At 72.1% G+C, this 19,155-nt stretch carries 17 protein-coding genes; 3 read left to right on the top strand and 14 right to left on the bottom strand.

The window, feature by feature from the left end; genetic code table 11:
* Positions 1–64: 64 nt before the first annotated feature.
* The gene (locus ABZY31_RS20135) at positions 65–775 is read right to left on the bottom strand and encodes a response regulator transcription factor (RefSeq protein ID WP_356412230.1); all 711 of its coding nucleotides are present in this window, start codon (positions 773–775) and stop codon (positions 65–67) included.
* A gap of 73 nt (positions 776–848) precedes the next feature.
* Here ABZY31_RS20135 and ABZY31_RS20130 point away from each other — a divergent pair, with 73 nt between their 5' ends.
* Both ABZY31_RS20130 and ABZY31_RS20125 read left to right on the top strand, forming a co-directional pair.
* Entirely contained in the window at positions 849–2,042 is a 1,194-nt protein-coding gene (locus ABZY31_RS20130) for a UDP-N-acetylglucosamine--N-acetylmuramyl-(pentapeptide) pyrophosphoryl-undecaprenol N-acetylglucosamine transferase (protein WP_356412228.1), read from the top strand.
* The gene (locus ABZY31_RS20125; protein WP_356412226.1) at positions 2,039–3,076 is read left to right on the top strand and encodes an SDR family NAD(P)-dependent oxidoreductase; all 1,038 of its coding nucleotides are present in this window, start codon (positions 2,039–2,041) and stop codon (positions 3,074–3,076) included. Before ABZY31_RS20130 ends, ABZY31_RS20125 begins: the two co-directional genes overlap by 4 nt.
* A 31-nt stretch (positions 3,077–3,107) precedes the next feature.
* Here ABZY31_RS20125 and ABZY31_RS20120 read toward each other — a convergent pair whose 3' ends face one another.
* The 5 genes from ABZY31_RS20120 to ABZY31_RS20100 all read right to left on the bottom strand — a co-directional run bounded on the left by ABZY31_RS20120 (position 3,108) and on the right by ABZY31_RS20100 (position 7,805).
* Positions 3,108–4,700, bottom strand: coding sequence for a Na+/H+ antiporter (locus ABZY31_RS20120; protein ID WP_356412224.1), 1,593 nt, complete (start codon positions 4,698–4,700; stop codon positions 3,108–3,110).
* Between the two features lie 66 nt (positions 4,701–4,766).
* Positions 4,767–5,252: a GNAT family N-acetyltransferase gene (locus tag ABZY31_RS20115; protein ID WP_356412222.1), complete on the bottom strand. Its 486-nt coding sequence runs from the start codon at positions 5,250–5,252 to the stop codon at positions 4,767–4,769.
* A gap of 4 nt (positions 5,253–5,256) precedes the next feature.
* Entirely contained in the window at positions 5,257–6,198 is a 942-nt protein-coding gene (locus ABZY31_RS20110) for an RluA family pseudouridine synthase (RefSeq protein ID WP_351038861.1), read from the bottom strand.
* Between the two features lie 87 nt (positions 6,199–6,285).
* The gene (lspA, locus tag ABZY31_RS20105; protein ID WP_356412221.1) at positions 6,286–6,849 is read right to left on the bottom strand and encodes a signal peptidase II; all 564 of its coding nucleotides are present in this window, start codon (positions 6,847–6,849) and stop codon (positions 6,286–6,288) included.
* Between the two features lie 131 nt (positions 6,850–6,980).
* Positions 6,981–7,805 (bottom strand): TraR/DksA C4-type zinc finger protein, encoded by an 825-nt coding sequence (locus ABZY31_RS20100; RefSeq protein WP_356412219.1) that lies wholly within the window; start codon positions 7,803–7,805, stop codon positions 6,981–6,983.
* A gap of 573 nt (positions 7,806–8,378) precedes the next feature.
* On the opposite strand from ABZY31_RS20100, the gene ileS reads away from it, so the two are divergent.
* A complete protein-coding gene (gene ileS / locus ABZY31_RS20095) occupies positions 8,379–11,525 on the top strand; it encodes an isoleucine--tRNA ligase (protein ID WP_356412218.1) in 3,147 nt (1,048 codons plus the stop codon).
* 287 nt (positions 11,526–11,812) lie between these two features.
* Here ileS and ABZY31_RS20090 read toward each other — a convergent pair whose 3' ends face one another.
* The 8 genes from ABZY31_RS20090 to murG all read right to left on the bottom strand — a co-directional run bounded on the left by ABZY31_RS20090 (position 11,813) and on the right by murG (position 19,154).
* Positions 11,813–13,039: a DivIVA domain-containing protein gene (locus ABZY31_RS20090; protein WP_356412216.1), complete on the bottom strand. Its 1,227-nt coding sequence runs from the start codon at positions 13,037–13,039 to the stop codon at positions 11,813–11,815.
* Between the two features lie 49 nt (positions 13,040–13,088).
* Positions 13,089–13,385 (bottom strand): YggT family protein, encoded by a 297-nt coding sequence (locus ABZY31_RS20085; RefSeq protein ID WP_351038871.1) that lies wholly within the window; start codon positions 13,383–13,385, stop codon positions 13,089–13,091.
* An 82-nt stretch (positions 13,386–13,467) separates the two neighbouring features.
* Positions 13,468–14,088: a cell division protein SepF gene (gene sepF, locus ABZY31_RS20080; protein WP_356412214.1), complete on the bottom strand. Its 621-nt coding sequence runs from the start codon at positions 14,086–14,088 to the stop codon at positions 13,468–13,470.
* A 163-nt stretch (positions 14,089–14,251) separates the two neighbouring features.
* On the bottom strand, positions 14,252–14,971 hold the full coding sequence (locus ABZY31_RS20075; RefSeq protein WP_356412212.1) for a YggS family pyridoxal phosphate-dependent enzyme: 720 nt from the start codon (positions 14,969–14,971) through the stop codon (positions 14,252–14,254).
* 3 nt (positions 14,972–14,974) lie between these two features.
* Entirely contained in the window at positions 14,975–15,706 is a 732-nt protein-coding gene (pgeF, locus tag ABZY31_RS20070) for a peptidoglycan editing factor PgeF (protein ID WP_356412210.1), read from the bottom strand.
* Positions 15,703–16,908 (bottom strand): cell division protein FtsZ, encoded by a 1,206-nt coding sequence (gene ftsZ, locus ABZY31_RS20065; RefSeq protein ID WP_356412209.1) that lies wholly within the window; start codon positions 16,906–16,908, stop codon positions 15,703–15,705. The genes pgeF and ftsZ overlap by 4 nt, the downstream gene beginning before the upstream one ends.
* 277 nt (positions 16,909–17,185) lie before the next feature.
* Positions 17,186–17,875, bottom strand: coding sequence for an FtsQ-type POTRA domain-containing protein (locus ABZY31_RS20060; RefSeq protein WP_356412293.1), 690 nt, complete (start codon positions 17,873–17,875; stop codon positions 17,186–17,188).
* A 184-nt stretch (positions 17,876–18,059) separates the two neighbouring features.
* Positions 18,060–19,154 (bottom strand): undecaprenyldiphospho-muramoylpentapeptide beta-N-acetylglucosaminyltransferase, encoded by a 1,095-nt coding sequence (gene murG / locus ABZY31_RS20055; protein ID WP_356412207.1) that lies wholly within the window; start codon positions 19,152–19,154, stop codon positions 18,060–18,062.
* Between the last annotated feature and the right edge of the window lies 1 nt (position 19,155).

The following is a 19,155-nucleotide window of genomic DNA, read 5'->3' as shown; positions in this document are numbered from 1 at the left end:
GCACCGCGCGGCCCGCCACCGCCACCACCCCCGCCCCCATGCCCGTGCCCGGCGCGCTGCCCGCTCACGCCGCGTCCAGCCGGTAGCCGACCCCGTGCACGGTGTGGACGAGGCGTGGCTCGCCCGCGGCCTCCAGCTTGCGGCGCAGGTAGCCGACGTACACGGCCAGCGAGTTGGAGTCCGGGCCGAAGTCGCGCCCCCACACCAGCTCCAGGATCAGCTCGCGCGGGAGCACCTGCCCGGGATGGCGCAGCAGCAGTTCGAGCAGGGCGGCCTCGGTCCGGCTGAATTCCAGGTTCCGGCCGCCCCGGCGCCCGGTCCGGGTCGCCGGGTCGAGGACGAGGTCGGCGAAGCCGAGTTCGGCGGGCCCGCCGTCCGGCTCCGGCGCGGCCCGCCGCAGCAGCGCCCGGACCCGGGCCACCAGCTCGTCCAGGGCGAAGGGTTTGACGAGGTAGTCGTCCGCCCCCGCCTCCAGCCCGTCGACCCGCTCGCTGACCGAGCCGAGCGCGGTGAGGACGAGTACGGGCGTCCGGTCGCCCAGCGCCCGCAGCTGACGGCACACCCCGAGCCCGTCGAGCACCGGCATCATCACGTCCAGCACCAGCGCGTCCGGCTGCCAGCTCCCGACCTCGGTCAGCGCGGCCAGCCCGTCGGCGGCCCCGCGCACCTCGTACCCCTCGACCGCGAGTCCGTCCTGGACGGCGGCCCGCACCTCCGGCTCGTCGTCGACCACCAGGATCCGCTGACCACGGCCACCGCTCGGCTGACTGCTCATGGGACACAGAGTGCCAAAGGCGGCCCGGCGAACCTCTTAGAACCTTCTTAGGGCGCACCGGGAGTGTGCGGCCATGACCACACCACTCTCCGTCGTGATCGGTGCGGGCGGCACCGGCGGCCACATCTATCCGGGGCTCGCGCTCGCCGACGCGCTGCGCGCCGCCGTCCCCGGGGCGGTCATCTCGTTCATCGGGACCGAACGCGGCCTGGAGACCGGGCTGATCCCCGGCGCGGGCTACCGGCTGCACACCGTCGACATGATCCCCTTCGATCCCGCGCTCGGCGCGAAGCGCTACCTGCTGCCCGCGGCCCTGCTGCGCTCGGCGGGCCAGGCCCACACCGTCATCCGCGCCCAGGGCGCGCAGGTCGCCGTCGGCATGGGCGGCTACCCGAGCGCGCCCGCCGTCCTGGGGGCGCGGATGGCCGGGCTGCCCGCCGTGATCCACGAGTCCAACGCGGTGCCCGGCCGGGCCAACCGCTTCGCGGCCCGGCTCACCCCGCACATCGCGGTCGCCTTCGACCGCAGCCGCGCCCACCTGGCGGGCGGGGCGCACGCGCTCACCACCGGAATGCCGATCTCCGCGGCGCTGGCCGGGCTCGCGCGGCTGGACCGCCCGGCGCGCGAGGCGCTGCGCCACGAGGCCCGGCGGGCCCTGCGGGTGCCCGCCGGTCGGCGGCTCGTCGTGTTCAACGGGGGCAGCCTGGGTGCCGTACGGCTGACCGGGGCGGCGACCGCCCTGGCGGGGCTGTGGCGCGAGCGGGACGACGTGCAGCTGCTGGTCAAGACCGGGCCGGGGGCGCTGGACGCGGCGGCCGGGGAGCTGGCGGCGAACGGCGGCCACCGGATCGCGCGGGCCGTGTCCTACCTGGACCGGATGGACCTGGTGTACGCGGCGGCGGACCTGGTGGTGTGCCGGGCGGGTTCGGCGACCGTCGCGGAACTGGCCGCGACGGGGGTCCCGGCCGTGCTGGTGCCCTACCCGCACGCGCCCGGCGACCACCAGACGCACAACGCCCGGGTGCTGTCGGAGGCGGGCGCGGGCCTGCTGCTGGCCGACGGCGAGACCACCGCCGCCCGGCTCGCCGAGCTGGTGGGGCCGCTGCTGGCCGATCCGGCCCGGCTGGCCGCCATGACCGGCGCCGCGGAGCCGGGCCCGCACGCGCGGGCCGCCGAACTCCTGGCCGCCGAGGTCCTGCGGGTCGCCGGCCACCCCCTGCCGATCCCCTCCCCCTTCCTCTACACCTCCCTGGAGCAGCACGCATGAGCACCGCAGCACACCCCGGCGCCGCACGCCCCGCCCCCGCCGCCGACTGGAGCGGGCGCACCGTCCTGGTCACCGGGGCGGAGGGGTTCATCGGCTCCACCCTGGTCGACCTGCTGGTGGCGCGGGGCGCCCGGGTGCGGGCCTTCGTGCACTACAAGCCCTACGCGGACAAGGGCCACCTCGCGCGCTACCTCGCCGACCCGGGCGGCCCGGTGGAGATGTGGGCGGGCGACGTGCGGGACGCGGGCCGGGTGAGCGACGCGGTGGCCGGGTGCGACACCGTCTTCCACCTGGCCGCGCTGATCGGGATCCCGTACAGCTACGTCTCCCCCGGGGCCTACGTGCAGACGAACGTGACCGGCACCGAGAACGTCGCCGAGGCCTGCCGGCGCCACGCGGTGCGGCGCCTGGTGCACACTTCGACCAGCGAGGTGTACGGCACCGCCCTGACGGCGCCGATCTCCGAGGCCCACCCGCTCCAGCCGCAGTCCCCGTACTCCGCGTCCAAGATCGGCGCCGACATGATGGCGCTCTCCTTCCACCACGCCTTCGGGCTGCCGGTGACGGTGGTGCGGCCCTTCAACACCTACGGCGCCCGGCAGTCGGCGCGGGCCGTGATCCCGGCGATCCTCGCCCAACTGCACTCCGGCGCCCGGGAGATCCGCCTCGGCTCGCTGACCCCGACCCGGGACTTCACCTACGTCACGGACACGGCCGAGGGGTTCCTGGCGCTCGCCGGGTGCGACCGGGCCCTGGGCGAGGTGGTCAACCTCGGCTCCGGGCAGGAGATCTCCATCGGGGACCTGGCCGCCGCGCTGATCACCGCCTCGGGCCGGGACGCGGAGGTCGTGGCCGACCCCGCGCGGCTGCGCCCGTCGGGCAGCGAGGTGCAGCGGCTGCTGTCGGACAACTCCCGGGCCCGCGAGTGGGCGGGCTGGCGGCCGCGGGTCTCCCTCACCGAGGGGCTGGCCCTGACCTCGGAGTGGATCGCGGGCCACCTGGACCTGTTCGCCCCGGACCGCTACCAGGTGTAGCCGCAGGGGCTCGGGGGCCTGGCAGACCGGCCTACGGATTGCGCAGGCTGCGGACGTCCAGGTGGCGCAGGACCCGGTCGACGATCTCCGGATCGGCGCCGGGTTCGCTGCGCGCCGCGAGCACCTCGTGGCGGGCGGCGGACATCATCTCCCGCTGGATGCGCTGGACGTCCCGGATCCGCTCCACCCGCTTCGCGTACGCCTCGCGCCGCTCGTCGTCGACCATGTCGGGGCTGATCCTGGCGCCGACGTCGTAGGCCCGCCGGTGCAGCTGCTCGACCAGGTCGTCCGGGAGCTGCTCCACCTCCTCGATCTCCTTGAGCCGCCGCTTGGCGGCCCGCGCGGCGCGGATCGCGAGCGCGCGCTCGACGTCCCGCTCCGCGTCCTCGTCCGCCTCCACCCCCAGGCGGCGCACCAGCCAGGGCAGGGTGAGCCCCTGGATCAGCAGTGTGACCATGATCACGGCGAAGGCGATGAAGACGATCTCGTCGCGGACCGGGAAGGGCTCCCCGTCGTCCGTCCGGTACGGGAGGGCGAGGGCCAGCGCGACCGAGGCCACCCCGCGCATCCCGGCCCACCACATGACCACGCTCTCCCGCCAGGTCAGCGGGATCTCCTCGTCGACGTCGCGCCGGTCGTGCAGCTTCTGCGCCAGCCAGGACGCGGGCATCAGCCAGAGCAGCCGGACCCCGACCACGACCGCGACGACGGCCGCCGCCCACCCGGCCATGGCCCACTCGCGGCCGCTCGCCGTGCCGAAGACGTGGTGCAGCTCCAGCCCGATCAGTCCGAAGGCGACGCCGGTGACCAGCATGTCGACGACTTCCCAGAAGGTGTGCCCGGCCAGCCGCCCGAGCACGTCGTCCGCGTCCGTGGCGTACTCGGCCAGGAACAGCGCGGTGGTCAGCACGGCCAGCACGCCCGACCCCCCGAACTCCTCGGCGAGCACGTAGGCGACGAAGGGCACCAGCAGGGTCAGCCCGATCTGCAGCGTGGCGTCGCCGAGTCGGCCCATGAGCCGGTTGGCGGCCCAGCCGAGGGCCAGGCCGACGGCCAGCGCGACGACGGCGGACAGCACGAACTCGCCCAGCGCGCCGGGCCAGGAGAAGCTGCCGCCGACGGCCGCGCCGACCGCCACGTGGTAGAGCACGATGGCGGTCACGTCGTTGAAGAGCCCCTCGCCCTCCAGGATCGACACCATCCGCCGGGGCAGCCCCAGCGCTCCGGCGACCGCGGTCGCCGCGACCGGGTCGGGCGGGGCCACCAGCGCGCCGAGCGCGACGGCCGCCGCGATCGGCAGCCCGGGGACCACCGCGTGCGCGACGGCGGCCACGGCGGCGGTGGTCACGAAGACGAGCGCCACCGCGAGCAGGAAGATGGGCCGGATGTTGGCCGCGAACTGCCGCCAGGAGGTCCGCTGCACCGAGGCGTAGAGCAGCGGCGGCAGGACGAGCGGCAGGATGTACTCGGGCGGGATGTCGACGTTCGGGACCACCGGGACGAGGGCCAGGACCACCCCGCCGATGGTCATCAGCACCGGCGCGGGCAGCCGGAGCCGGTCGCCGAGCGGGACGGTGACGACCGCGCCGAGCAGGAGCACGAAGAAGAGGGCGAGCTGATCCACTCCCTCACCCTGCCCCATCCCCGGGCACGGATGCCTCAGGCGTGCGGGCCGGGGGTGTGGTCCCGGTTATCCCAGGGGCCGGCGCATCGCGCGGTGCGGCATGCCCGCGTCGTCGAACTCCGGGCCGTACGCCGTGTACCCGAGCCGCTCGTAGAAGCCGAGCGCGTGCGTCTGCGCGCCGAGGTCCACCGCGCTCAGACCCAGCCGTACGGCCTCGGCCTCGATGGCCCGGACCAGCGCGGCCCCGACGCCGAGGCCGCGGGCGGCCCGGGTGACGGCCAGCCGGCCGAGCGATCCCACGTCCGGGGAGCCCGTCTTGCCGAGGGCGGCCGCGCCGTGCAGCAGCCGCCCGGTGCCGAGCGGTCCCTGCGGCCCGACGGCCAGGACGTGGACCGCGTCCGCGTCGTAGGCGTCGTACTCGATGGATTCCGGCACCGACTGCTCGATGACGAACACCTCGGTCCGCACGGCGAAGCAGGCCGCGACATCGGCCTCCGACGCCGCGACCCGGACCTCGTACGCCACCGGCCCGGCGGCCGCGCCCGCGGTCATCCGGTCACTCGCTCTCGGCGCGGATCACGTCCAGCGCGTGCTGGAGGTCGGCTGGGTAGGTGCTCTCGAACTCGACCCACCGGCCGTCCGACGGGTGCTCGAAGCCGAGCCGCACCGCGTGCAGCCACTGCCGGGTCAGGCCCAGGCGCTTGGCGATGGTCGGGTCGGCGCCATAGGTGAGGTCGCCCACGCAGGGGTGCCGGTGCGCCGACATGTGCACGCGGATCTGGTGCGTACGGCCGGTCTCCAGCTTGATGTCCAGCAGCGAAGCCGCGCGGAACGCCTCGATCAGGTCGTAGTGGGTGACGGAGGGCTTGCCCTCCTGGGTCACGGCCCACTTCCAGTCCGAGCTGGGGTGGCGGCCGATGGGCGCGTCGATGGTGCCGCTCATCGGGTCCGGGTGGCCCTGGACGAGCGCGTGGTAGCGCTTGTCCACGACGCGCTCGCGGAACTGCTGCTTCAGGGAGGTGTAGGCGCGCTCGGACTTGGCGACGGCCATCAGGCCGGACGTGCCGACGTCGAGGCGGTGGACCACGCCCTGGCGCTCGGAGGCGCCGGAGGTGGAGATGCGGTAGCCGGCGGCGGCGAGGCCGCCGATCACGGTGGTGCCGGTCCAGCCGGGGCTGGGGTGGGCGGCGACGCCCACGGGCTTCATCACGACCACGATGTCGTCGTCGTCGTGGACGATCTCCATGCCCTCGACGGGCTCGGCCACCAGCTCGACCGGGCGCGGCGGGGCGGGCATCTCGACTTCGAGCCAGGCGCCACCGTGCACGCGCTCGGACTTCCCGACGACACTGCCGTCGACCGACACCTTCCCGGCCGAGGCCAGTTCGGCCGCCTTCGTCCGGGAGAACCCGAACATGCGGGCGATCGCGGCGTCGATGCGCTCGCCTTCGAGGCCGTCGGGAACAGGCAGGGTTCGGATCTCGGGAATCGTACTCACCTGTCGAGTATGCAGGACAAGACCGCTCGCCCGATCCGCGATCATGCTCCGGGCGGCCCCGGCGGGCCCGCCCGGGGCTTCGCGCGGTCAGTCCTTGTGGACGGTGCCGTCCGGGTCCAGACCCTTGAAGGAGAGCAGCACGATCAGGATCCCGCCGCACACGATCGCCGAGTCCGCGAGGTTGAAGACGGCGAAGTGCGCGGGCGCGATGAAGTCGACCACGGCGCCCCGGAAGACACCCGGGGACCGGAAGATCCGGTCGGTGAGGTTGCCGAGCGCACCGCCCAGCAGCAGGCCGAGGGCGATGGCCCAGGGCAGGCTGTAGAGCTTGCGGGCGAGCCGCACGATCACCACGATCACACCGGCGGCGATGCAGGTGAAGATGATCGTGAAGGCCTCGCCGAAACCGAAGGCGGCCCCCGGATTGCGGATCGCGTCGAGCTTGAGCAGGTCGCCGACGAGGCGGATCGGCGGCTGGTGCTCCAGCTTCGCCACCACCAGCATCTTGCTGCCGAGGTCGAGGAGGTACGCGAGCACCGCCACGATGAGCAGTGCCGCGATCCGGCGGTGGCCCCTGGGCCGCTCGGACTCCGGCAGGGGTCCGTCGTCCCCGACCTCGGGCGTACCGATGATGCGCTCCGCCTCTGCCACGTGAGTCCCTCGAACTAGCTCGACCAGGAAGCTGTCAGGCTCCCGGAGACCCTGAACAGAACACGAGAGTACGTCAGGCGGCCGTTTCCGTGGCGTCCCGGTCCGCCCCGATCCGCACGGCGGTCCCGGCCCTAGTGGCGGCGCTCCTGCTTCTGCTTGCACTCGACGCACAGCGTGGCCCGCGGGAACGCCTGCATCCTGGCCTTGCCGATCGCCTTGCCGCAGTTCTCGCAGAGCCCGTAGGTGCCCGCCTCCAGGCGCTCCAGGGCCCGCTCGGTCTGCTCCAGCATGTCGTGGGCGTTGGCCGCGAGGGCCATCTCCGATTCGCGGGTGATGTTCTTGGTGCCCGTGTCGGCCTGGTCGTCGCCCGCGCCGTCCCCGGAGTCCCGCATCAGGCCCGTGATGGCCTGCTCGGAGGCGGTCAGCTCGCCGCGCAGCCGCTCCACCTCCGCGGTCAGCTCCGTACGGGCCTCGGCGGCCTCCTCCGGGGTCCACGGCTCCTCGCCCGGGCGGACGGCGAGCCCACCGGGCTCCGCCGCCGTCGCGGGGGCCACGGTGGCCGCGGCGCGCGTCTTGGGCAGCCCGCTGGTCGCAGCCGTGGCCGTCTTCCTGGCCGTGCCCGTGCTCTTCTTGGCAACCACTGTCCGGGCTCCCGTCTGTTCCGCGGCCGGTGTGGCCGTGGCGTGCTTCGCGGTCGTCTTGGCCGTGCTGGTCCTGGCCGTGCTGGTCTTGGTGTCGCTGGTCTTGGTGTCGCTGGTCTTGGCCGTACTGCTCTTCACCGTGCTCGTCCTCTTGGCCGGGCCGCTCTTCCCGGCCACGTTGTTCACCGTTCTCCCGGCCGTGCCCGTGGCCGTGCCCTGGGTGGCCGCGGCCTTCTTCGCGGCCTTCTGTACCGGTTCCGCCGACGCCTGTTTCGCTGACGCCGTCTTCTTCGCGGCGGTCTTCTTCGCCACCATGGCCGCGGCCCCTTCACATATTGTGATATTGCACGCGAATCGTGGTGGGACGATAAATCGACTTCGGCCCCGCGGCAACGGGGCACGCGTCCGCCGAGGCCGACTGCATCCGTTGTGCCCACCTCCGGGCCCGATAATCCGGTCCTACCGGCACGCCGGAGCCCGGACGCGCGCGTGAGCCCGTTCGGGTCGGTTCCGCGCCCCTTCCGCGCCCCCGCCGCACCCCGCGGCGACCCCCCGCACCACCCCCCGTAAACCGGTCTGCCGAGTCGCCTCCCGGCCCGTACACTGGGCCCAGCGAAAGGCATGGATGGGGACGAGTAGCGTCGGACGCAGCCAGGAGCGACCCGGGGACGGTGAGAGCCCGGGGGCGAGCGCGATGCGAAGGATCACCCCGGAGCCGCCGGAAGAAAGTCCGCAGGTGCCCCCGGGCGCCCGCCGGGTGAGTAGAACCGGCTCGCGCCCCAATGAGGGGGTCGTCGGATCCGTCCGGCGGCCAAGGAGGGTGGTACCGCGGGAGCACTGCTCTCGTCCCTCCGACGGAGATCTCACGCCGCCGGAGGAAGACGCCTCATGACCAACCCGCCGCAGTACCGCCAGGTGCCCGCTCAGGTCGACCTGCCCGCCCTGGAACACGCCGTCCTGGATTTCTGGCGCGAGAGCGACACCTTCGCCAAGACCCTGGCGCAGTCCGAGGGCCGCCCCGAGTGGGTCTTCTACGAGGGCCCGCCCACCGCCAACGGAATGCCGGGCGCGCACCACATCGAGGCCCGCGTCTTCAAGGACGTCTTCCCCCGCTTCCGCACCATGCGCGGCTACCACGTGGCCCGCAAGGCCGGCTGGGACTGCCACGGCCTGCCCGTCGAGCTGGCCGTCGAGAAGGAACTCGGCTTCAACGGCAAGAAGGACATCGAGGCGTACGGCATCGCCGAGTTCAACGACAAGTGCCGTGACTCGGTGACCCGCCACACCGACGCCTTCGCCGAGCTGACGACCCGCATGGGCTACTGGGTCGACCTCGACGACGCCTACCGGACGATGGACCCCGAGTACATCGAGTCCGTGTGGTGGTCGCTGAAGCAGATCTTCGACAAGGGCCTGCTGACCCAGGACCACCGGGTCGCCCCCTGGTGCCCGCGCTGCGGCACCGGTCTCTCGGACCACGAGCTGGCCCAGGGCTACGAGACGGTCGTCGACCCCTCCGTCTTCGTCCGCTTCCCGCTCACCAGCGGCCCCCTCGCCGATCAGGCCGCCCTGCTGGTCTGGACGACCACTCCCTGGACCCTGGTGTCGAACACCGCCGTGGCCGCGCACCCCGAGGTCACCTACGTGGTCGCCTCCAACGGCGAGGAGCGGCTCGTCGTCGCCGAACCGCTGCTGGAGAAGGCCCTCGGTGAGGACTGGGTCACCACCGGCGAGTCCTTCACCGGCAAGGAGATGGAGCGCTGGACCTACCAGCGCCCCTTCGAGCTGGTGGAGTTCCCGGAGCCCGCGCACTACGTCGTGAACGCCGAGTACGTCACGACCGAGGACGGCACCGGTCTGGTCCACCAGTCCCCCGCCTTCGGCGCCGACGACCTCGCGGTCTGCCGCGCGTACGGCCTGCCGGTCGTGAACCCGGTCCGCCCCGACGGCACCTTCGAGGAGGACGTCCCGCTGGTCGGCGGCGTCTTCTTCAAGAAGGCCGACGAGCGGCTGACCGCCGACCTCGACGCGCGCGGCCTGCTCTTCCGGCACATCGCCTACGAGCACAGCTACCCGCACTGCTGGCGCTGCCACACCGCGCTCCTCTACTACGCGCAGCCGTCCTGGTACGTCCGCACCACCGCCGTCAAGGACGCGATGCTGCGGGAGAACGAGAAGACCAACTGGTTCCCGGACTCGGTCAAGCAGGGCCGCTTCGGCGACTGGCTGAACAACAACATCGACTGGGCGCTGTCCCGCAACCGCTACTGGGGCACCCCGCTGCCCATCTGGCGCTGCGAGGAGAACCACCTCACCTGCGTGGGTTCGCGCGCGGAGCTGAGCGAGCTGACCGGGACGGACCTCTCGTCGCTGGACCCGCACCGCCCGTACATCGACGACGTCACCTTCCCCTGCACCGCCGAGGGCTGCGCGCTGACGGCCGTGCGCGTGCCCGAGGTGATCGACGCCTGGTACGACTCGGGGTCGATGCCGTTCGCGCAGTGGGGCTACCCGTACAAGAACAAGGACGTCTTCGAGAAGCGCTACCCGGCGCAGTTCATCTCGGAGGCCATCGACCAGACGCGCGGGTGGTTCTACACGCTGATGGCCGTCGGCACGCTCGTGTTCGACAAGTCCTCGTACGAGAACGTCGTCTGCCTCGGCCACATCCTGGCCGAGGACGGCCGCAAGATGTCCAAGCACCTGGGCAACATCCTCCAGCCCATCCCGCTCATGGACCAGCACGGCGCCGACGCCGTGCGCTGGTTCATGGCGGCCGGCGGCTCCCCGTGGGCGGCCCGCCGCGTCGGCCACGGCACGATCCAGGAGGTCGTGCGCAAGACGCTCCTGACGTACTGGAACACGGTGGCCTTCCAGGCCCTGTACGCCCGCACGTCCAACTGGGCGCCCAGCGCGGCCGATCCGGCCCCGGCCGACCGCACGGTGCTGGACCGCTGGCTGCTCTCCGAGCTGCACACGCTGACCCGCGAGGTCACCGAGGCGCTGGAGGCGTACGACACGCAGCGGGCGGGCAAGCTGCTCTCCTCCTTCGTCGACGACCTCTCCAACTGGTACGTGCGGCGCTCGCGCCGCCGGTTCTGGCAGGGCGACGCGGCCGCGCTGCGCACCCTGCACGACGTGATCGAGACGGTCACGCGGCTGATGGCCCCGCTGACCCCCTTCATCACGGAGCGGGTGTGGCAGGACATGGTCGTGCCGGTGACCCCGGACGCGCCGGAGTCGGTGCACCTGTCCAGCTGGCCGGAGTGGGACCCCGCGCGGATCGACGTCCCGCTGTCGCAGCAGATGGTGCTGGTACGGCGCCTGGTCGAGCTGGGCCGGGCCACGCGCGCCGAGTCGGGCGTCAAGACCCGTCAGCCGCTGTCCCGCGCGCTGGTCGGCGTCGCCGGTTTCGACACGCTCTCGCCGGAGCTGCACTCGCAGATCACGGAGGAGCTGAACGTGTCCTCCTTGGCCTCCCTCTCGGAGGTCGGCGGGTCCCTGGTGGACACGACGGCGAAGGCGAACTTCCGGGCGCTGGGCAAGCGTTTCGGCAAGGGCGTGCAGGACGTCGCGAAGGCGGTGGCCGCGGCCGACGCGGCGGCGCTGTCGCTGGCCCTGCGCTCCGGCACGGCCGAGGTCGAGGTGAACGGCGCCCCGGTGTCCCTCACCCCGGAGGAGGTCATCATCACGGAGACCCCGCGCGAGGGGTGGTCGGTGGCCTCCGACTCGGGCGCGACGGTCGCGCTGGACCTGGAGATCACGCCGGAGCTGCGGCTGGCGGGGCTGGCCCGTGACGCGATCCGGCTGATCCAGGAGGCCCGCAAGAACTCCGGCCTCGACGTGGCCGACCGCATCGCCCTGCGGTGGTCCTCCACGGACCCGGAGGTCGTCACGGCCCTGACGGACCACGCGTCCCTCATCGCCGACGAGGTCCTCGCGACGGACTACGCCCGCGGCGAGGCGGACGCCACCTTCGGCTCCGCCTTCGAGGACGAGTCCCTGGCCCTCACCTTCCACCTCCGCAAGGCCTGACGCCCCCCGGTGGCCCGGCTCCCCCTCGGGGGGGCCGGGCCACCGCCATGCCCGGCGTGCCCTCAAACGCCGGGCAGGCTGAAATGCACCACCGCAGGCACATCCACCACCGCCACCAGATCCAGCCCCGCCGGCGTTTGAGGCGCCGCCGGAGGCAGGGCGGGCGGCGGCGCCGGGGCGGGCCGGGTTCGCCCTGCCCGGACCGGGGAACGGAAACGGGCCGGGCCCCGGAGTTCCGTAGGGAACCCGGGGCCCGGCCCGACCGTCTGCCGACGGGTGAGGCGCGCCTAGTTGTCGTCCTCGTCGATCAGGAAGCCCCGCATCGGCGACGGCGCCTGCTGCATCGGCTGCGGCGCAACCGGCCGCACCGGAGCCATCGGCTGCGTCATCGCGGGAGACATCTGCTGCTGGCCACCGTAGGAGGGACCGCCCATCGGAGACGGGCCGCCCATCGGGGAGGGACCGCCCATGGGGGACGGACCGCCCATGGAGTGGCCCATCGCTCCGGCCGGAGCCATCGACGGCGCCGGCGACGGCGGCAGCGAGGCGGTGGCCGGGGTGCGCGGCGGCGCGAGGGAGTCGTCGGCCTGGGTCTCCAGCTGACGCAGCTGGCTCTCCAGGTAGGACTTCAGACGCGTGCGGTACTCGCGCTCGAAGCCGCGCAGGTCCTCGACCTTGCGCTCCAGCGTGGCGCGGGCGGACTCCAGCGAGCCCATCGCGACGCGGTGCTTCTCCTGCGCGTCCCGCTCCAGTGCGTCGGCCTTGGCACGGGCGTCCCGCTCCAGGCCCTCGGCACGCGAACGGGCCTCGCCGACGATCTTGTTGGCCTCGGAACGGGCCTCCGCGATCGCCTGGTCGGCGGTCTGCTGCGCCAGGGACAGGACGCGGGCGGCGCTGTCGCCACCGGGGCCCTGCTGCGGGAGCTGCGGCTGCTGCTGCTGGTGCATCGGCTGCATCTGCTGGCCCATGGGCTGCATCTGCTGCCCCATCTGCTGGCCCATCTGCTGCTGCTGCATGGGCTGCATCTGCTGGCCCATCTGCTGCTGCATCTGCTGCTGCTGCATCGGCTGGCCGAGCTGGTTCTGGCCGCCCATGGACTGCTGTCCGGCCATGGGGTGCTGCTGCATGGGGCCGCCCATCTGGCCCGGACCCTGCTGGCCGTGGCCACCGGGGCCGGCGGGCAGCTGCGGCTGGCCGCCCTGCAGCTGGGGCGGACCCATCTGCTGGGGCTGCTGCTGCTGCGGCGGGCCGGATATGGCGGCGGGCACCGGGGCGCCCGGGCCTCGCTGGTCCTGGGGCTCCGGCTTACGCATGCCCTGCTGCTGCTGGTTCTGCGCGGCGGCACGCGTGGCGGCCGCCAGCTTGGCGCGCAGATCCTCGTTCTCGCGGAGCAGTCGCGTCAGTTCGCCTTCGACCTCGTCGAGGAAGGCGTCAACCTCGTCCTCGTCATAGCCTTCTCGGAGGCGAACGGTCGTGAACTGCTTGTTCCGCACGTCCTCGGGGGTCAGCGGCATCTCTTCTTCACCTCTACGTAGTCGTCGGCAGTCGGCAAGACCGTATCGTTCACACGCTTCTCGCTGCGGTGCTCACGAAACTGATGAGGATGTAAACGATGATCATCAGAACGAAGAAGGACAGGTCGAGTGCCACGCCCCCGAGACGCAACGGCGGGATGAACCGCCGAAGAAGCTTGAGCGGTGGATCGGTGACAGTGTAGGTGGCCTCCAGAACGACCACCATCGCCTTGCCAGGTGCCCACGAGGGTGCGAACTGGAAGACGTAGTCCATGACCAGTCGGAAGATCAGCACGATGAGGAAGCACATCAACGCGATGTAGACAACCTCCAGAGCCACGCCCATCCCGCGCTTCCCTCTCCCCTGCTGTCACTGGTCGGCCTGCCGGCCGGGCCGTTCGTTCCGGTCCCGTGTCTGAGTCGTCGGTCTAGCTTTGGTTGAAGAACCCGCCCTCCGCAATGCGGGCCTTGTCCTCCGCCGTGACATCGACGTTAGCAGGCGACAGCAGGAACACCTTCTGTGTCACGCGTTCAATGCTGCCGTGCAGACCGAACACGAGACCGGCCGCGAAGTCGACGAGACGCTTCGCGTCGGTGTCGTCCATCTCCGTGAGATTCATGATCACCGGGGTGCCCTCGCGGAAGTGTTCCCCGATGGTACGGGCCTCGTTGTAGGTCCGGGGGTGCAGCGTGGTGATGCGGTAGGGCTCCCGCTCGGAGACGACCTTGGGCATGATCACGGGGGCGTTCTTCTCCATGGTGGGGCGTTCAGGTGTGATGGATGCCACGGGGGCGATTCGCGGCGCTCGTCCGTTTTCTACCGGGATCGCGATGGGTTCGCGCTGCGCCGGGGGCTGGACGATTCGTACCGGTTCTTCCGATACGGGCGGTTGGTGCGATACGGGCTGCTGCCGTCGGTCCCTGTCGCGGACTCGTTCCGGTTCCGGCTCGGGTTCGAACTCGTCGTCGGGGTCGTACCCCGGGTTGTCGTACCGGTCGTCCTCCACGAGGCCGAGGTAGACCGCCATCTTGCGCATCGCGCCGGCCATTCTCTGAGTCCTCCGCTCTGTGGTGGATCGCCCTGTCGCAGGTGTCGCGGGTGCCGTGTCGCCTTGTCACCAAAGTCACCAACTGCCTGCGATCCACGTGGTCTGTCCGCTCATCAGCGGAAATGACCATATTTTCTGCTGTGGTCCGACTTTCTTCGCGACGTTACCCGAGCCGGGCCCTCGCGCCGAGTACCGCAGTGCCGACGCGTACATGTGTCGCCCCGGCCATGACGGCCTGTTCCAGGTCGGCGCTCATCCCGGCCGAGACCATCGTGGCAGCAGGATGGTCCGCGCGCAGCTGGGATGACAATTCCAGCAGCCGCTCGAAAGCGGCCTGTTCGCGTCCCGCGTAGTGACCGGCCAGCGGGGCGACGGTCATCAGACCGTCGATCCGCAGTCCCGGCGCCCCGGCGACGAGGTCCGCCAGTTCCGGCAACAGGTCCGGGGCCGCGCCGCCCCGCTCCCCGCGCTCGCCCGACTCGGCGTCGAGCGCGATCTGTACGAGGCAGCCGAGTTCGCGTCCGGCCTTCACCGCGGCCGCCGAGAGCGCCGGCACCAGCCGGGCCCGGTCGACGGACTGCACGACATGCGCGTATCCCGCCACCGAACGGACTTTGTTCGTCTGCAACTGACCGACGAAGTGCCAGGTGAGGGGCAGATCCGCACAGGCCGCGGCCTTGGGGGCGGCGTCCTGGTCGCGATTCTCCGCCACATGACGGACCCCCAGGTCCGCCAGCAGTCGTACGTCGCTCGCGGGGTACGTCTTGGTGACCACGATGAGCGTCACCTCGTCCCGCCCCCGCCCGGCCGCCGCGCAGGCGGTGGAGATGCGCTCCTCCACCCGCTCCAGGTTCGCGGCCAGCTCCGAGCTACGGTCAGTCATCTTTCAGTCCCACCAGATGTATCCGGCAAGCCGCCCGGTCACCCGGTCGCGGCGGTACGAGAAGTGGTCCCGCGACTCCAGTGTGCAGACCGGGGACCGGTGGGTTTCCACCACCCCCGCCTCGGCGAGCTGCGCGTGCACTCCGGCGACCACGTCGACGGCCGGTGTCCCCCACGACGTCTCGGCGAAGGCGGCCGGTACGACCGCGGCGACCTCGTCCCGCATCGCGGCGGGCACTTCGTAGCACCGCCCGCAGACGGCGGGACCGGTACGGGCCACCATCCGCGCGGGCTCCGCCCCCAGGGAGACCATCGCCGCCACCGCGGCGGGCACCACCCCCGCGACCAGTCCGGGCCGCCCGGCATGGGCGGCGGCCACCACCCCGGCGACGGGGTCGGCCAGCAGGACCGGCGTGCAGTCGGCGGTGAGGACGGCGAGGGCGAGCCCCCGACGGGTGGTCACCACCGCGTCCACGGCGGGGACGTCCTGGCCGGCGGCCCACGGGCCGTCGACCACGGCGACGTCCCGCCCGTGCACCTGGTTCATCCAGACCACCCGGTCCGAGGCGATGCCCAGGATCCGCGCGGCCTCGGCCCGGTTGGCGCCGACGACGACCGGGTCGTCCCCCACCGCGCCACCGAGGTTCAGCTCCTCATACGGAACGGCGCTCCCCCCGCCCCACCTGTCGGTGAAAGCGAAGTGGGCGCCGTTCGCGGTGTGCCGCTCTATCGTCACTTCAAGAAATCCGGGACATCCAGCTCTTCGGCCGGGCTGTCCTGGTACGGCCGGGCCGTCGGGACCTGCGGGGGCGCGGGGGTCGCGGCCTCGGCGGGCGCCGGCTCGACCGGCACCTGGACGTCCTCGCGCGGGGTGACCGAACCGAGTCCGCCGAAGGCCGGACGGACCGGCTCCGCGGCGCGCACCGGCGGGGCCGGCTCCTCGCGCTTGGTGGACGCGGCGCCGATGACGTTGTCCCGGCGGGCCGGGGGCTGTCCGCCGTCGAACCCGGCCGCGATGACGGTGACCCGTACCTCGTCGCCGAGCGCGTCGTCGATGACGGCGCCGAAGATGATGTTCGCCTCGGGGTGTGCGGCCTCGCTGACCAGCTGGGCCGCCTCGTTGATCTCGAAGAGACCGAGGTCGGATCCACCGGAGATGGAGAGCAGCACGCCGCGGGCCCCGTCGATGGACGCTTCCAGCAGCGGGGAGGAGATCGCCATCTCGGCGGCGGCCACGGCGCGGTCGTCGCCGCGGGCGGAGCCGATGCCCATGAGGGCCGAGCCCGCCTCGGACATCACGGACTTGACGTCCGCGAAGTCGAGGTTGATCAGACCCGGGGTGGTGATGAGATCGGTGATGCCCTGGACGCCCGACAGCAGGACCTGGTCCGCCGACTTGAAGGCGTCGAGGACGCTGACCTGACGGTCCGAGATGGACAGCAGCCGGTCGTTGGGGATGACGATGAGGGTGTCGACCTCTTCGCGGAGTTCGGCGATGCCGTCCTCCGCCTGGTTGGCGCGCCGGCGGCCTTCGAAGGTGAAGGGCCGGGTGACGACGCCGATGGTCAGGGCGCCGAGCGAGCGCGCGATGTTGGCGACCACGGGGGCGCCACCGGTACCGGTGCCACCGCCTTCACCGGCGGTGACGAAGACCATGTCGGCCCCCTTGAGGACCTCCTCGATCTCCTCGCGGTGGTCCTCTGCCGCCTTGCGGCCGACGGCCGGGTTGGCTCCGGCGCCGAGGCCCCGGGTGAGTTCGCGGCCGACGTCGAGCTTGACGTCGGCGTCGCTCATCAACAGCGCCTGGGCGTCGGTGTTGATGGCGATGAACTCGACGCCCTTGAGACCGACCTCGATCATTCGGTTGATGGCATTGACACCACCGCCGCCGACACCGATGACCTTGATGACTGCGAGGTAGTTCTGCGGTGCTGCCACGTCGAAGGCCTCTCGCCTCGAGTTACGTGTCGCCGCCTCGCGGGCCTGCGGTGCGACGACTGATGCCGAAAGTGGGACGGTCCAACACGCCGACCCGAACCCTAACCCTGAAGTTTAGGGTTAAGGGTGTGTCTGTTCCCTGGACTCTCCGTACAGGACACTAAGTCGACAAGTGGTGCGCGTTCAACGAACACGCCGAACCTCCCGTTTTTCTTTTCACCCTATGTGATCACCCATATCGCTGGCCAACCAGGGTGCGCCGGTGTTCGACTCGACGTCAACTCCCGGACACCGCAGGTGCCGTGGGAGCGCTCACGTCGAAGTGGTCGGCCTTGGGCGCCGCCTTGAGCAGCGCGGTCAGCGCGCGGGCTTTCGCGGCACCCTGTTCACCGCTCCCCCAGATCACCTTCCGGCCCCGGGTGAGCTCCAGGACGACCGCGTCGTACGAGCCCACCTTGACCAGCAGGGTCTCCCTGGCCACGGCCGGGGGGAGGTCGCCGGCGACGGCCACCGCCTCGTGCAGCAGCCGGTCCTCGTCGAAGCGCCGGGCACTCGGCGACTGTCCGGCGGACAGTTCGAGGACCGGAACTCCTGCGGGTGCTTTCGCAACCGTGTCGAATCGCACACCCGAAGCGTCCACTTCCACGAAGTCCGTGCCCTTTTTGATGAGCAGCACGGGTTTGCGCTCCGTCACTTCGAGTCCGATTCCGTGCGGCCACGACCGGGTGGCGGTCACGGTGTCGACCCGCGGCAGTTTCGCGCGGACCCGGCGTTCGATCTCGTCGGTGTCGACGGTGACGAGCGGCGCGCCGACCGGGACCGCCGCCGCCGCGAGCACCTGGGCGGGGGTGAGCACCTCGGTGCCGCCCGCCGTGACCTTCTCGACGCGCAGCCACGCGGACCCGTACAGGGCCCACGTGACGCCCCCGCCGAGCAGCACGGCGACGAGGAGGGCGGCGAGCAGCACCGGGCCCCGGCGCAGGCGCCCCGGCGCGGGCCGGGGGCCGCCGGGGCCGCGGGAGCCCGGCCCGGTCGCCGCCTTCGCCGTCCGGCCCTGCTTGGGCGCCTTGGCAGGCTTCGGGGGCTTGTCGCCCTCGCGTGCGGTCGTCGCTCCTGCCACTGCGCTGCCTCCTGCGTCGTGCCTGCCCGGGTCAGCGGGCCCTGTGCGCGGCGATCGCCTCGTAGACCATGCCGACCAGCAGATCATCGGCGTCCCGGCGGCCGAACTCCGCTGCGGCGCGCGACATCTCGTACAGACGGTGCGGATCGGCGAGTACCGGGAGGATCTGGCTGAGGATCCACTCGGGCGTCAGTTCCGCGTCGTCGACGAGCAGGCCGCCGCCGGCCTTGACCACCGGCTGGGCGTTGAGCCGCTGTTCGCCGTTGCCGATCGGCAACGGGACGTAGGCGGCGGGCAGCCCGACGGCGGACAGTTCGGCGACGGTCATCGCGCCCGCGCGGCACAGCATCATGTCGGCGGCGGCGTACGCGAGATCCATCCGGTCCACGTACGGTACCGGCACATAGGGCGGCATCCCGGGCATGTTGTCGACACGCGGCAGTTCGTTCTTCGGGCCGACCGCGTGCAGGATCTGGATCCCGGAGCGCTGGAGGACCGGCGCGACCGCCTGGACGACCTCGTTGAGCCTGCGCGCGCCCTGCGAGCCGCCGGAGACCAGCAGCGTCGGCAGGTTGGGGTCGAGCCCGAAGGCGGCCCGGGCCTCGGGCCGCACCATGGCCCGGTCCAGGGTGGAGATCGAACGCCGCAGCGGGATGCCGACGTAACGGGCGCCCCGCAGCTTGCTGTCGGGCGTGGAGACCGCGACGGCGGCCGCGTAGCGCGAACCGATCTTGTTGGCGAGGCCCGGCCTGGCATTGGCCTCGTGGACGATGATCGGGACCCCGAGCCGCTTGGCGGCCAGGTAGCCGGGCAGCGCCACGTAGCCGCCGAAGCCGACGACGCAGTCGGCCTTGGTGCGCTCCAGGATCTGCTCGGCGGCCTTGATGGTGCCGCGCAGCCGTCCCGGGACGGTGATCAGCTCCGGGGTGGGCTTGCGGGGCAGCGGTACGGCGGGGATCAGTCCCAGCTCGTAGCCGCGCTCCGGCACCAGGCGGGTCTCAAGGCCCCGTTCGGTTCCGAGGGCGGTGATGCCCACGGAGGGGTCCCGCCTGCGCAGGGCGTCCGCGAGGGCGAGCGCCGGCTCGATGTGGCCGGCGGTCCCCCCACCGGCGAGTACGACATGCACC

It is taken from the genome of Streptomyces sp. NPDC006529 (assembly GCF_040611795.1).
In the GTDB taxonomy this organism is placed as follows: domain Bacteria; phylum Actinomycetota; class Actinomycetes; order Streptomycetales; family Streptomycetaceae; genus Streptomyces.
The sequence above is the reverse complement of the archived record's forward strand: the minus strand, read 5'-3'. Positions and strand labels throughout refer to the sequence as shown.

What these genes read in the sequence shown, in the direction of transcription:
- ABZY31_RS20130 (WP_356412228.1), top strand. Translation starts at nt 849, where the DNA reads ATGACCACACCACTCTCCGTCGTGATCGGTGCGGGCGGCACCGGCGGC.
- ABZY31_RS20135 (WP_356412230.1), bottom strand. Translation starts at nt 775, where the DNA reads ATGAGCAGTCAGCCGAGCGGTGGCCGTGGTCAGCGGATCCTGGTGGTC.
- sepF (WP_356412214.1), bottom strand. Translation starts at nt 14,088, where the DNA reads ATGGCCGGCGCGATGCGCAAGATGGCGGTCTACCTCGGCCTCGTGGAG.
- ileS (WP_356412218.1), top strand. Translation starts at nt 8,379, where the DNA reads ATGACCAACCCGCCGCAGTACCGCCAGGTGCCCGCTCAGGTCGACCTG.
- ABZY31_RS20125 (WP_356412226.1), top strand. Translation starts at nt 2,039, where the DNA reads ATGAGCACCGCAGCACACCCCGGCGCCGCACGCCCCGCCCCCGCCGCC.
- ABZY31_RS20075 (WP_356412212.1), bottom strand. Translation starts at nt 14,971, where the DNA reads ATGACTGACCGTAGCTCGGAGCTGGCCGCGAACCTGGAGCGGGTGGAG.
- ABZY31_RS20090 (WP_356412216.1), bottom strand. Translation starts at nt 13,039, where the DNA reads ATGCCGCTGACCCCCGAGGACGTGCGGAACAAGCAGTTCACGACCGTT.
- ABZY31_RS20085 (WP_351038871.1), bottom strand. Translation starts at nt 13,385, where the DNA reads ATGGGCGTGGCTCTGGAGGTTGTCTACATCGCGTTGATGTGCTTCCTC.
- ABZY31_RS20100 (WP_356412219.1), bottom strand. Translation starts at nt 7,805, where the DNA reads ATGGTGGCGAAGAAGACCGCCGCGAAGAAGACGGCGTCAGCGAAACAG.
- ABZY31_RS20115 (WP_356412222.1), bottom strand. Translation starts at nt 5,252, where the DNA reads ATGACCGCGGGCGCGGCCGCCGGGCCGGTGGCGTACGAGGTCCGGGTC.